The sequence below is a fragment of the Vibrio variabilis genome, from assembly GCF_003263785.1.
GTDB lineage: Bacteria > Pseudomonadota > Gammaproteobacteria > Enterobacterales > Vibrionaceae > Vibrio > Vibrio variabilis.
Genome location: NZ_JYJK01000012.1, coordinates 101,885 through 115,701, shown reverse-complemented (window position 1 = coordinate 115,701; position 13,817 = coordinate 101,885). Strand labels below are relative to the sequence as shown.

General features: G+C 46.9%; 13 protein-coding genes and 2 pseudogenes. 13 read left to right on the top strand and 2 right to left on the bottom strand.

The genetic code is table 11. The features are described from left to right. Positions 1-166: 166 nt before the first annotated feature. The 4 genes from TZ48_RS02955 (at position 167) to TZ48_RS02940 (ending at position 3,272) form a co-directional block, all read left to right on the top strand. Complete coding sequence (locus TZ48_RS02955; RefSeq protein WP_112478207.1) at positions 167-661, top strand: peptidylprolyl isomerase; 495 nt, start codon at positions 167-169, stop codon at positions 659-661. A 39-nt stretch (positions 662-700) separates the two neighbouring features. Then, a complete protein-coding gene (gene lpxH, locus TZ48_RS02950; protein WP_112478206.1) occupies positions 701-1,432 on the top strand; it encodes a UDP-2,3-diacylglucosamine diphosphatase in 732 nt (243 codons plus the stop codon). Positions 1,433-1,522: 90 nt separating this feature from the next. After that, positions 1,523-2,755, top strand: a complete 1,233-nt coding sequence (locus TZ48_RS02945; protein WP_162674476.1) for an EAL and HDOD domain-containing protein — start codon at positions 1,523-1,525, stop codon at positions 2,753-2,755. A 28-nt stretch (positions 2,756-2,783) separates the two neighbouring features. After that, positions 2,784-3,272 carry a YchJ family metal-binding protein gene (locus tag TZ48_RS02940; protein WP_112478204.1) on the top strand — a complete coding sequence of 163 codons (489 nt, stop codon included), beginning with the start codon at positions 2,784-2,786 and terminating at the stop codon, positions 3,270-3,272. Positions 3,273-3,362: 90 nt separating this feature from the next. Here the strand turns inward: TZ48_RS02940 and TZ48_RS02935 are convergent, their stop codons facing one another. Together TZ48_RS02935 and TZ48_RS02930 are read right to left on the bottom strand one after the other, a co-directional pair. Next, a complete protein-coding gene (locus tag TZ48_RS02935; RefSeq protein WP_112478203.1) occupies positions 3,363-3,563 on the bottom strand; it encodes a DUF4250 domain-containing protein in 201 nt (66 codons plus the stop codon). A gap of 77 nt (positions 3,564-3,640) precedes the next feature. Then, positions 3,641-4,324, bottom strand: coding sequence for a hypothetical protein (locus tag TZ48_RS02930; RefSeq protein ID WP_112478202.1), 684 nt, complete (start codon positions 4,322-4,324; stop codon positions 3,641-3,643). A 161-nt stretch (positions 4,325-4,485) separates the two neighbouring features. Here TZ48_RS02930 and TZ48_RS02925 point away from each other — a divergent pair. From TZ48_RS02925 to TZ48_RS02885, 9 genes and pseudogenes are all read left to right on the top strand, one after another. Next, positions 4,486-6,940 (top strand): annotated as a pseudogene (locus TZ48_RS02925) (YgiQ family radical SAM protein). Positions 6,941-7,072: 132 nt separating this feature from the next. Further along, entirely contained in the window at positions 7,073-7,708 is a 636-nt protein-coding gene (locus TZ48_RS02920; RefSeq protein WP_112478201.1) for a hypothetical protein, read from the top strand. A 113-nt stretch (positions 7,709-7,821) separates the two neighbouring features. After that, complete coding sequence (locus tag TZ48_RS02915; RefSeq protein ID WP_112478200.1) at positions 7,822-8,739, top strand: hypothetical protein; 918 nt, start codon at positions 7,822-7,824, stop codon at positions 8,737-8,739. A gap of 9 nt (positions 8,740-8,748) precedes the next feature. After that, positions 8,749-9,222, top strand: a complete 474-nt coding sequence (locus TZ48_RS02910; protein ID WP_112478199.1) for a hypothetical protein — start codon at positions 8,749-8,751, stop codon at positions 9,220-9,222. A 35-nt stretch (positions 9,223-9,257) separates the two neighbouring features. Beyond that, the gene (locus TZ48_RS02905) at positions 9,258-9,935 is read left to right on the top strand and encodes a glycosyltransferase (protein ID WP_112478198.1); all 678 of its coding nucleotides are present in this window, start codon (positions 9,258-9,260) and stop codon (positions 9,933-9,935) included. Next, a complete protein-coding gene (locus TZ48_RS02900) occupies positions 9,932-11,350 on the top strand; it encodes a lipopolysaccharide biosynthesis protein (protein ID WP_112478197.1) in 1,419 nt (472 codons plus the stop codon). The genes TZ48_RS02905 and TZ48_RS02900 overlap by 4 nt, the downstream gene beginning before the upstream one ends. 11 nt (positions 11,351-11,361) lie before the next feature. Next, complete coding sequence (locus tag TZ48_RS02895) at positions 11,362-12,297, top strand: glycosyltransferase family 2 protein (protein WP_112478196.1); 936 nt, start codon at positions 11,362-11,364, stop codon at positions 12,295-12,297. A gap of 273 nt (positions 12,298-12,570) precedes the next feature. After that, on the top strand, positions 12,571-12,903 hold the full coding sequence (locus TZ48_RS02890; protein ID WP_112462038.1) for an STAS domain-containing protein: 333 nt from the start codon (positions 12,571-12,573) through the stop codon (positions 12,901-12,903). Between the two features lie 46 nt (positions 12,904-12,949). Beyond that, positions 12,950-13,727: pseudogene (locus TZ48_RS02885) on the top strand (OmpA family protein); the annotation flags it as partial. Positions 13,728-13,817 lie beyond the last annotated feature (90 nt).

Below are 13,817 nucleotides of genomic sequence, written 5' to 3'. Positions count from 1 at the left end.
AAGCGAAGAAATCTCAGCTTTTTACGGCAGTTTTTGCGACCAACCGTATCCGTTGTATAAAAAGCGCTCCTTTTATTGCAGATATCCCGCTTTCTACTATTGCTTGTACAGGGAGTTAGGCTAGAATCATGGCTTCAAAATAGAAAAAATGGAATAGGTATTCATCATGATCACCCTTCACACTAATTTCGGCGACATCAAAGTTCAATTGAACGAAGAAAAAGCACCAGAGACAAGTGCAAACTTCCTACAATACTGCCGCGATGGTTTCTACGACAACACGCTTTTCCACCGTGTTATCGACGGTTTCATGATCCAAGGTGGTGGCATGACGTCTGGTCTTAAAGAGAAGGCAACTCGTGCCCCAATTAAAAACGAAGCAAACAACGGCCTAAGCAACAAAGTCGGTACTTTGGCTATGGCGCGTACTATGGAACCGCATTCTGCGAGCTCTCAGTTCTTCATCAACGTGAACGACAACACCTTCCTAGACTTCCGCTCTGAGAGCCTAGACGGTTGGGGTTACTGTGTATTCGCAGAAGTTGTTGAAGGCATGGACGTCGTTAACAAGATCAAAGGTGTGAGCACTGGCTCTATGGGTATGCACCAAGACGTACCTCTAGAAGAAGTGATCATCACTGGCTCTACGATTCACGAGTAATCGTTAAAAGGGAGGGCTTGCCCTCCCTTGCTGTATATTATGACAACATTATTCATCTCTGACTTACACCTCTCCCCTCAGTTACCCCAAACCACGGATTGCTTTGTTAAGTTCATGCGCGAAGAAGCCATTCACGCAGACGCATTGTATGTACTCGGTGATCTGTTCGAATTTTGGATTGGTGACGATGACCCTTCTCCTTTTGCCGCTAAGATTAAGCAAGAATTTCTTGCCCTGACTCAGCGCGGCGTCGATACCTACTTTATACAAGGTAATCGCGACTTTTTATTGGGAGAACGTTTTTGCAAAGCAACCGGTATTACCCTTCTCGATGAACACAGTGTTATCGACCTATACGGTAGGAAAGCGGTGATATTACATGGGGATACGCTATGTACTGATGATGTGCGATATCAGAAGTTTCGCGCCAAAGTACATATGCCTTGGCTGCAATGGCTATTTAATCGCCTTCCATTCTTTACAAGACGCCGTATTGCAAATAAAATTCAGGGCGATATCAAAGAGGTCAAGTCCAGTAAGTCACTAGACATTATGGACGTAAACCAAAGCGAAGTAGAGGCACTGCTTCGAGAGACTGGTACTGATCTTATGATCCATGGTCACACGCATAGGCCAGGAACCCATGAGTTTACCGTTCAAGGACAAGTCGCAACACGAATCGTGCTCGGTGATTGGTATCAACAAGGCTCGGTATTGGTGTGTGAGCCAGAATCACAGCGTCTTGAGCGCCGTTTTTTTAGCAAACCATGAACTACCCCTCGAAATTCCAATAGTTTCATAGTCAAAGAAAGTAATAAAACGTTACTATGAGTCAACGTTTTTGAGATAACCATGCAGAATTTGAAATACTCGTACATCGCTAGACAACCTATCTTGGATAGCGAACAAAAAACTGTTGGCTATGAGCTGCTATTTCGGGATGGGCCTAACAATACCTTTCCAGATATTGACCCGGAATTGGCCACCAACCGACTACTCTCTGAGCACTTCCTTGCAACACATTACAGTACGATAGGCGATAAACTGGGCTTCGTGAACTTCCCTTACCAAAGCTTGGTGAACTTAGTCCCGACCCTATTCCCTAAAGAAAATCTGGTTATCGAGATCTTAGAAAGTTGTGAGCCGACAACTGAGTTGCTGGCTGCAATTAAGAAAATGTCTCAAGCGGGTTACACCATTGCCCTTGATGATTTTGTACCGCGCAAAGAGTGGCTGCCTTTCTTGCCTTATACATCGATTATCAAAATTGATATTCGCCAATACTCGTTAAGAAAGGCTCAAGCGCTCATCGAAAGGTTACGACCGCATAACATTACTTTCCTAGCCGAGAAAGTTGAAACTTACGAAGAGTTTGAACTAGCCAAGCAAGTCGGCTTTGATCAGTTTCAAGGCTATTTCTTTAGCCGTCCGCAGTTGATTCGCCGAAAGCAAATCAAACCTTCTTTTTTGACCGTAGTACAGCTGTGTAAAGAGATTGCCAACCAAGACATCAATTACGATGAACTCGAGCGACTGATCTCCCTCGATGTCACCTTATCTTACAAACTGCTGACGTTTGTGAATGCCTCATATCTGATCCGCTCAGAAATCAAATCGTTCAAACAAGCCTTGGTGTATCTGGGTGAAGAGAGACTGCGCAAATTTATCTCCTTAGTCGCGATTACTTCTACTCAAGATGACAAACCAGATAGCCTCTACAGCTTGTCGATTCAACGTGCACGCTTTTGTGAGCTATTGTTGCGTGACATGAACACGAATCTCGACGAGGGTCTCGGCTTTCTCACAGGTATGTTCTCGTTACTAGACTCGCTGTTTGATCAACCTTTGGAAGAGTTGGTTGAAAAGATGCCTATCGACCATATGGTCAAATCAGCATTAGTAACTAAGCAAGGCAAGCTTGGCAATATTCTGTCCTTGGTCAAAGCGTATGAGAATGCCGACTGGACAACCGTTATTGCTTATCGAGATAAGCTCGGGATCAGTGACGAAAAGCTGGCGAAGCATTATGATGACGCCATTAAGTGGACTGAAGACCTACTGGCAATTGAGTCCGAATACCACGTTCACGCTTGAACGTTAAACACCGAACCAAAGATTAAACATGAAACCATGCTACTGCGGCAGTAATCAAAGCTACGAAACATGCTGCCAACCCATCCACCAAGATGTCACCCTAGCGAAACAACCTGAGCAGCTCATGCGCGCTCGCTATAGTGCCCATTTAACCAAGGATGTTGACTTCGTTGTCGCAACCTACCACCCAAGTTGTCAAGCTGAGAGTGAGCGAGAAGCGATTGCCGACTCTATAAACAGTGATTGGCTCAAGCTTGAGGTCATTAGCACCGAGAATGGCAGTCATGAAAACGAAGGCTATGTGAGCTTTCGCGCTTTTCTTAAAGACAATGGCTATGAGTACTGCTTGGCAGAGCGTTCGCGCTTTCTATTCGAACAAGGCCAATGGTTTTACGTCGATGGTGAAATCGATGATAGCATTCCCCCTAAACCACTCACCGTTGAATCGGTAAAAGTGGGTCGTAATGACCCTTGTCCATGTGGTAGTGGTAAAAAGCACAAAAAATGCTGCGGCTAATAAGCCACACTAGATACAGCGCTGTCTAACAACAGGCTCTATAAAGAACGAAAAGGTCGCATTATGCGACCTTTTTCTATGGTCAGCGTTTTAGCGTTCATACGCTTTGAACTGATTGGTCAATGGATCATACTGGTAACCGAGCATATCCAATTTGCCTACCACGCCTTCTACGTCCATTTCATACATGCTCACCAACTCATCAAACGAGTCGCACTCTAAGCGCAATTTTTCGTTGACGATACCAAGCAAAATAATACTATCAAAACCGCTCACATTACTTAGATCCATAACTGCACTCCATAAAAAAAGCTAGCCCTTAAAGACTAGCTGTTTATTACGGAATAGAAAGTGACTTGGTTTACAGTTCAAGCAAGCCAGTAAAGCTGCAACAGCCCGATATTGGTCACCAACAGGCTCAAAAACGCGACCGCTAGCTGACCTTTCGCTGGCGCTTGATGTCGAATAATGTGCCAGCTCCAAATCACAATACCCGCCATTAGCATGAGCAAGGAAATGATCACCGCGGGTGTATAGTTAGCAACAACCTCTGGCTCCCACTGATACGCATTAAACACAAAACTTAATGCCAATAGCATGGCAAAGACGACGCCTGACACCGGTAAGATGCGATGAAAAGCTTGAAGTCGTGTCTTCGCCATTGTCAGCAGTAGATGGGCAAAAGCGGCGCCCAGTAGTAACCCCGCGCTGGCGAGCGACAAAGATTGGGCTAGATTTGGTTGTTGGGCGATCAAAATAACCGAGAACGTCATAGCCATACCATTAGCGAGGTGCAAAGCCCAGAAAGGCCCTTTTTCTCGAGTTTTACCTGTTTGTACTTTGGAATAGAAAAAGAACAGCGCAAACACCACCAAAAAGGCTTCAATCCTTAAAGATGCGATGGCAAGCCAAAGTATGCCCATTGCCGGCAGTAGCTTGTGAATGCGACCCCTTTGCCCAGGGCAAATGTCACCCTTTGCTAAAATAAGAGTGAGAACGAGCATCGCAACGGCAAGTGCCGGAGCAAGTAATGTCAAAACAGCGGTAATCATGGGTATGAGTTCAAAGCAAAAATCATTGGCGCTGATGATATATCAGCTTGAGGATGAATGCCATTGACTCGTCGTAAACCAAAATAACCACACTTTGTTTGGGCTTTGAAGTCACTGGAATTGAAGTATATAATGCCCGCCTTCAAACTAGAGGTTAAAATATGCACAACGACATTACCCCAATCCATGAGCACAAAAAATACTGGGCGGAATGCTTTGGTATTGCTCCTTTTTTGCCCACCAGCAGAAAAGAGATGGACGCCCTTGGATGGGACAGCTGTGACATCATTATTGTCACGGGGATGCGTATGTGGATCATCCTAGTTTTGGTATGGCTATCATTGGCCGCCTGCTTGAATCGCAAGGCTTCCGCGTTGGTATCATTGCTCAGCCAGACTGGAGCAATAAAAATGACTTCATGAGCCTCGGTCAACCGAATCTCTTCTTCGGTATCACTGCTGGCAACATGGATTCGATGATCAACCGTTACACCGCGGATAAAAAACTGCGCCACGACGATGCTTACACACCAAACAACGAAGGTGGTAAACGTCCAGATCGTGCAACATTGGTGTATTCACAGCGTTGCCGAGAAGCCTACAAAGAAACCCCTATCGTACTGGGTGGTATTGAAGCCAGCTTGCGCCGTATTGCTCACTACGATTATTGGTCAGATAAAGTTCGTCGCTCAGTACTGTTTGATGCCAAAGCAGACATCCTGCTGTTTGGTAACGCCGAACGTGCGCTCGTCGAGGTCGCACACCGATTAGCCGATGGTGAAAGCGTCGCTGATATGACCAATATTCGCGGCACTGCAGTCAACTTAGCAGCAGAGCCTGAGCAATACACCATCATTGACTCATCTCGTATCGAAAAGCCGGGCAAAGCATTCGTGCCACAAAACCCATATCAGGTGGAATCAAACTGCGACACCAACAAGTCAGAGACCGAAGCTGAAGCGAAGCCGATTACTATTCGTCCATCTCGTCATGATGCTGCCTCGACGGCGGTGCGCTTGCCACCTTTCGAGAAACTCAATAATGACCGTATTCTTTACGCCCATGCCAGCCGTGTGATGCACCTTGAGACCAACCCTTATTCGGGTCGAGCGTTAATTCAGCGCCATGGAAACCGCGAGCTTTGGGTAAACCAAGCACCGATCCCGCTTACCACAGAAGAGATGGATTACGTGTTTGGCCTGCCATACGCGCGTGTACCTCACCCTAAATATGGTAAAGCCAAGATCCCTGCCTACGACATGATCAAAACCTCGGTTAATATCATGCGTGGCTGTTTTGGTGGTTGCTCTTTCTGTTCAATCACCGAACACGAAGGACGAATCATTCAAAACCGCTCACAAGAATCCATCATTGGTGAGCTTGAAGAGATCCGCGACAAAGTACCAGGCTTCACAGGTACCATCTCTGATTTGGGCGGTCCAACAGCCAACATGTATCGCTTAGGCTGCTCGGATCCAAAAGCAGAAGCTAACTGCCGACGTCCTTCTTGCGTGTTCCCGGGCATCTGTAACAAGCTCAACACAGATCATAAGCACACCATCGACCTATACCGTGCAGCGCGTAAAGTTGATGGTGTGAAAAAGGTCATGATCGCCTCTGGTGTTCGTTATGACTTGGCCATTGAATCTCCAGAATACGTTCGTGAACTGGTGACCCACCACGTGGGTGGCTATCTAAAAATCGCACCAGAGCATACTGAAAAAGGCCCACTGGATCTGATGATGAAGCCTGGTATGGGTACCTATGACCGCTTCAAAGAGATGTTTGAAAAATACAGCGCCGAAGCGGGCAAGAAACAGTACCTGATCCCATACTTCATCTCTGCTCACCCAGGGACGGAAGATGAAGACATGCTCAACCTAGCGCTGTGGCTGAAAAAGAACAACTTTGAGTGTGACCAGGTTCAGAACTTCTACCCGTCACCAATGTGTAATGCCACATCCATGTATTACTCAGAAACGAACCCACTGAAACGCGTCAAATACAAGAAACGTGAAGACTTGCCAGTGGCCAAGGGCGAACGTCAGCGCCGTTTGCACAAAGCTCTATTGCGTTATCACGATCCAGACAACTGGCCACTGATCCGTGAAGCCTTGGTCAACATGGGTAAACAATACCTCATTGGTGATAAGCCGAGCTGCTTGGTGCCGGCTGAAGATATTGATTCACGCACACCAGCCAGCGCCGTAAATCTGGCCGTCACGGTGCGAATCGATTTGCCACCAAGCACACTAAGGGACAACCGGATATCCGAACCGACGGTCAGCGCCGCAAGAAACCAGGTCAACGTTCTGCAGGTGGTCAGAATCAAGGCCATGGTGCTCAAGGTCATGGTACTCAAGGTACTAAAGGCTCTGGTAAGCAAGGTAGCGGTAAACAAGGTAACGGTAAGCCAAATAGCAAACCAAATGGTCAACAAAGATCAGGCGCGAACCAGCTGGCAAACCAAACGGTAAAGGCGCACCTAAACGCCGCGCGCGTGCTTAACGCACCGATGCCAACATTTAGCGAATTGTCGCTGCATAAAAGAGAGTCACTTGCGACTCTCTTTTTTTGTCCACTCTCAATCCTATCTCTATGCCAATTCTCAATCTGATTTTGATTGTCAAAATGATAAAACACCGTTACCACTTCAAGAAACAAACATAACTAACTGTATTTATTGAACTTAAATTTGGGCACGGCTGTTGCAATACAGAGGTATCAATAAAACTTCTGAGGCAGGGTTATGGCACATTATCTCATTACAATTCCAAAAGCGACCAACCAAGCAGTCGGCATGACTAACACCGCCAATGAGGGCGAACTGGATAGTGCGACCATTTGGAACCTTGGCCATAAAACCGTGATTTGTTGGGGTGACCCCGCCAGCGCTGCCAGCGATGCGGACATCATCGCCGATGTGAGTCTAAACCGAAGCCAATCTTATTGGGGTCGCAGTTGGATTGTTGTTGATAACGATGAGCAAACCGTACAAGCATGCACCGATCGTCTAGGTATTTTCCCGGTTTGGGTTGGCGAACACCAACACAGCACAATACTTTATACCAGTCGTCAAGCGCTTAGCACCTTTACGCAGCACCAGCCTAAAACATCGAGCGCTCAACGCACATTAGTGGCGTTCGGCCAGTTGTTTGATGAGCAAACATTATGGGATGAGATCCGCTGCCTAAATGGGAACACAACCGTCACCATAGATTCAGAGCGTACCAGCGTCGAATCTCATCAAGATACCCCGATGTTAGGCAACGACATCACCCGCTTTGATGATGCTTTGGAAGCCTTTGTCGAAGCTGTTCGCGAAGCATTTAACTGCGACAGTGACCCAATGGTGTCATTAAGTGGCGGCTCGACTCTCGCCTAATTCTGTCTGCTGCTACAGCACTGGGGAAAAAGCCAACGACGCTAACCTATGGCTCACCACTTTCTAGTGACCATCAAATTGCCAAAACCCTTGCCGAGTGTGCAGGGCTTCGTTTGATTACTGGAAGCGAGTTCGCGACGCCCACAGAACCCAGCACCATTCAACGAGTCGCGGATCTCGGCAATGGTGAAGTCCCTCTTCATCATGCCCACTCGATTCTTGATTCTTCATTGTTGGCACAAACCACTGGGCGCATGCTTCTCACTGGCACCGGTGCTGAAGTTGCAAGAGCGTTTTACTACGACCGTGGTTTTCCCGGTTTTAGCATCTTCGGTCAAGGCATGGTAGGTCACACATCACTGATGGAGCGAGCTAAGCGCTACATTCGTGAGGAATATTCGAAATCAGCCACACCGTTTTTCAGCTATGCACCTCAATACAAAAAAACCATGCTCAGTGACCTAAATAGAATCATTGAACGTCACGCCCATCAATTTGATACACCAGCACGTTTTTTGGACAACTTCTATTTACAAAATCGCGTGGTTCGGTTTGTCGCTTGCGGCCAACAAATGTTAGATTCGCACTACCTTCGCAGCCATCCATTTCTCAACAAAGATGCGCTGTATCAGATTGCTCACTTACCAGTGCGCTATAAACTCGCGAGCCGCTTTCATCGAAAAGCGATACAGAAGCTGTCTCCAAAGCTTGCTAATGTTCGCTGGGACAAAACCGATCAGCCGCTTAGCCACGGATTGCCACTAAGTTACCGCTACCCTGCATTGACGAGTCGCCTAGGCATTGAAAACTGGGGCAAAAACAGCACGCCTATGTATAACTACAGCGAGCTAGCAAAGCATCTGTCTCGCGGTACCCTTGAGCGCAGCTTGCGTCAGATGAACTGTCTAAACAACATCAAAGATGATCAGGCATGGCAACGCGTTCAGCAGCATTTACCGACTCTTGGCTTTAGCGCGGTTTGGTCGCAATCGAAGCCGCTAACCGCTATTCAGTCGATCACTGGCGCATAGGAGCAAGCAATGAAGACTCTAGGTTACGTACTCAGCGATTTCCCTGTTCTGTCAGAAACCTTCGTCGGTACAGAAATACGTGCGATGGAAGCACTCGGGTATCAAGTGAAGCCATTTGCCTTCAACATCCATCAAAGTGGTGGTCAGCCTGTTGATAAGCCACTGCTCGATAAGGCCGTTGCGCTTTCTAGCATTAGCAATTTTTCTGCTCTTGCTATTTGGCTTCGTAACCCTTTCAGAAGCGTCAAAGCTCTGTCATTCATTGTTCGTCAAAATGGCCTTCCAAAAAAATCACTGATTCGCAGTGCAGGACAACTCGCACGAGTGGCAATAGAGAATGACTGTGACCACCTTCATGCTCATTTTGCTCTGCATACCGCGGCGACAGCGATTGCAGCAAGCAAGCTTTCAGGTTGCCAAGTCTCTTTTGTCGGCCACGGTTACGATGTTTATGCGCGCCCGGCCGATTTGGCCTCAAGCTAGAATCTTCCAGCTTTTCAGTTTGCGTTTGTGAAGATATGTGTAACCAGTTTTTAGAGCTTGCACCTAACCACCCAGTACATATCGTTGAATGCGGCATAGAGCTTAGCCGTTATCCATTTCATCCTCGCCAACATCACAATGGGCGGTTACTTTTTGTCGGTCGCCTGACGGAGAAAAAAGGGCTGGTTGATCTCCTTCAAGCCATTGCGCTACTTCCGGATGATGAACGTCCCGATTTAGACCTTGTCGGTGATGGTGAACAGAAGTCCTTGCTCGTCGCGCTAGCCAATCAGTTAGGCATTGCTGAGCAAGTGCACTTTCTCGGCAGCCGCCCTTCAGAATGGATCATTGATAATGCTTCACACTATTTAGCGCTTTGCACTCCCTTTTGTGAAGCGCGTGACGGAGATAGAGACACCGGACCCGTTGTCGTAAAAGAAGCGATGGCTCTCGGGCTGCCAGTTATTTGTAGTAACTTCATGGGCTGCAAGGAAATGATCGTTGAAGGTACCGGACTGTTAGTACCACCAAAAGATCCACAAAGTTTGGCGGCTGCCATCGTCAAAACGTACTCACTTACCATCTCGCAGCGAATGAGCCAGTTAGACAAAGCACGAACTCGTGTGACTCGACTTTACAGTGCTCGCAGCTCAGCCAAGAAACTGGCCACCGCCATTGAAGGCAACGACCAGTTACAAGGAGCAACATTATGAGCCGCGCTATTCAACAGTCGCTTTACTACGCCGCAGGGCTAGTTTTGATGAAAGGCGTATCGTTTATCATGCTGCCAATTGTTGCTGGGGCACTGTCTACCACGGACTACGGTCAGCTTGATCTATGGCTGTCCATATTAAACGTTGGTGGCATTATTCTTGGTTTTGGTTTGGTAGAAGCGCTTTACAAGCAAGCTGGAGAGGCGAAAGGCAGAACGTTTGACACCTCAAACAGCACCGCCACGATTCAACAGCTCATTATCGCCGCCATGGCACTCGTCGCTGCCGTACCCATTGGTTTTGTTGTTCTGTCCACATGGACGCAAATCAGCAGCACAGATTTTATTTTGGTCACTTTGACCCTGATCGTCAGCTGTACCATCAACATGCCGCTAACCTGGCTAAGATTAGTCGACAATGCTCGCTTGTTCTTTTTGCTAACCAGTAGTAAAGCTGTGATTCAAGCCGTTTTGACCTTTGCTTTCCTACATTATGGTTTAGGATTGACTGGCGTATTGCTCTCCGCTCTGCTCTCCTCTCTGTACTTAGCAACCCTTCTGTTAGTCAAACAATGGTGTTCACTTTCATTTAGCTGGGATGCACATATCGCAAAACAAATGAGACATTATGGGCTACCTCTTATCTTCTCTGGATCGCTACTATTTGTCGCGGCTGGTGCTGAGCGCTGGATCTTGGCTGCATCTGTTGGGCTAGAATCATTAGCTCAGTACGCCATCGCGATGCAATTCGCCCTTATTGTCGCCTTTTTGTGTGAACCCCTCACCCTATGGTGGTTTCCAAAGCGCTTTCAGATACTCAATGAAGAGAACGGAAAAGTAAAAACCGTACGTATCGCCGAAACCCTGTGCCATACCACTATTTGGTTCGCAATGAGTATCGCTCTGTTTGCTCCTGTTATTATTGAAAACGGGTTTCCGGCACGCTACCACGAAGCGTCACAATGGATTCCGTGGCTAGCACTGGGCATCGCGTTTAAGCAAATTTCCCATACCTTGACCACGGGTTGCTATATTGAGAAACAGCCTAAAATTGTCCTAAAAATCAATACGATTATGGCCATAGCAGCGCTTAGTGCGTTTACCATCTCAAGCTGGCTATTTGGAATCCAAGGCGTTGTATTTGCCTTTATCGCCATCTATGCACTGCGTGCCTATCTGTTTGACCGTGCCAGCCAAAAACGTCTGGTACTGAATCATCACTACATCCAACTTGCTATTCACCTAGTTTGGGTAACAATTTTTATCGCACTAAACCAATTGTCATCCATTTACCTGGTTGCGGGCTGGCTGGTACAAACCGCCCTATTCAGCTTTTGGCTGATGAACAGCTGGCGACCTAAAGCGAAACAAGCCGACAACGCCATCCACACTGATACGTTCGCTAAACGTTTATAAGGAATCCCAACATGACTTCACATGCAAACCCAACCGTCAGTATTGTCATTCCAAACTTCAACTGTTTGGCGTACCTTTCTCAGTGCTTACATAGCATCGAGCAGCAGACGTATACCGATTACGAAATCCTGTTCGTTGACGATGGTTCCACGGACGGTTCACGTGAGTACTTAACTGAATTAAGTCATACCCATCCACATATCTCACTTATCCTCAGTGAGCGTGGAGGCCCAGGTGCCGCTCGCAATCTTGGCGTAGCACAAGCCAAAGGGGAATGGATAGCATTTTTAGATGCTGATGATCTATGGACACATAGTAAACTCGCTGAACAAGTCGCTTTTATGAGTAATCACCCCAACTGCGTACTCAGCTTCACCAATTATGAGCACATCAATGAAGCGAACGAGTTTATTATTCCATGCTTTCAATACTGGCCCGAGTTTCAACGCCATATTGAATCGCAATCTGCGATTTCCGGCTATCAAATGTTAAAGCATGCAACGGCGATGCTTTTCAAAGAGAACATTGTCGGTACTTCTTCGGTCATGTGTCGCCGTGATGCTTACCTTCAAGTGCAAGGGTTTGACTGTGAATTACCAAGTGCCAGTGATTGGGATCTGTGGTTAAAGCTAAGTGAGATTGGTGACGTGTCGTTTACCAACGAAATTCGTATGCACTACCTGATGCGCCAAGGCAGCGTCTCTTCGAATGTTCCAAAACGCATTGAAGCAATGAAGACGATTGCTCAGCGTCATGTCAGCTGTGCTCAAGCCCAGTGCTCTAAAGCGAAGCGCTTTGTCGATGAGCGTCTGATGGACGCCTATTGCGAGTATGCTTCGCAGCACAAAGGATATTTCCATCGCACAGCAAAACATGTGCAAACCTTCATCACCTACCCGAGCGTTCGCCGGTTCAAGGCCATGGTGAAAACGGCGATTGTCTATTAGTTGAATCTAGCTCTGCCACTCGCGAGTGGCAGAGCTAGATTGCAAGTCTTCCCTATAGCCTTATTACAGCTATCTATTTGCGCCTTCCGTTCCATTTTTTTCCTTTCTCACCCTGCAATTTCTATTTTCAAATTGAGAATCACATCTTCAATTTGATAAACACTCCGCCTTAAAATCCCAAGCGATTGAAATATAACAACTAAATTATTGGCACACTCCATGCAATCTATTGGATGTAGAAACAATTTAGCCATTTAGGACGAGGACAAGACCATGGAACTACTAAAAGCAGAAACCAACACTCAAACCCTTCAAGTAAAAGTTTTAGGCGATTTTGATGCTCGAGGCAGTCGATCGGCTCAAGCTCAAATTGATGACATCATTCACAATGATGGACACCAAGAAATAGAAATCGACCTAGAACAAGTGCGCTTTATGGATTCTTCTGGCATCGGTGCTATTGTTTATTTGTATAAGCGACTCGTTGAACGTGAACGAAAAATGCGTCTGGAAAATGTCACAGGACAGCCCCTGCAAATCATAAAGTTACTTCGAATTGGTCAGGCGATTCCAGTCAATACTCACGCCAGTAACGAGTACTTGTAGCCTCAAAATATTAGACAAAAAAGTTGGCAAAATAGGTGGTCACTACATGGAAGTAAACACGGGTATTAAACAAGCATTAACCTGTATTTTGGCAAGTCTTCTGGTTGCATGTACCAGTTATCCTGATGATGGAACCGGAGGCATTGCCGAACAATATGTAGGCTCCGATTTTTCACCTGTTATGCCAGACGAACCACTCGGCCCAGAGCATGGGCTGCGCTTCGATTGGAAGCTGACTAAACTCCACTTAGATTCGCTAATACAAGAAGGCGCTCAATGGTGCTTTCCCGCTGCAGTATTGCAAGCTCAGGAGAAGCAAAACCGTATCGCACGAGAGCTTGAGGGCGGACTCTGGATTGACGCCGCCAACGACATCGTTATCCAGCGAAAAAAATTGAACGACCTAGAGCTACGACTAGACTACGTATTGAGCCAAGCAACCTGCGCACCACCAGCAAAAGGAGCGGCATTTGATGACAGATGTCTGTGGTGAAACGAATCTACAACCTTTTGAATGTCGACAACCAGTTCGCCTATGACTCTATAGAAGTGAATCCCAAGTATATGGGGCACCTAGCCGAGGCAGCGAACATTTTAAAACAGTATCCAAACATTCGCTTATCGGTCACAGGTCACGCAGATGCGACCGGAACGAAGGAATATAACGAGCGAATCGCCAAAGGACGGGCGCAACAGGTAAAACGCTACTTAACCATCTTTGGATTAGCGCCGAATCGAATCGACACCCATTCATTAGGCGAAGAACTGCCTTATATGAAGGAAACACACCGGGCGTCATGCTCACCAACCGCCGCGTAAGCTTGATGTCATTGCTGATAACTATAGCGCTGCAGAAAGTTATAGCGCCAAAGAAAGTAGCCATACTGGATATGGAGCTGCTGACAAAGGAGCAC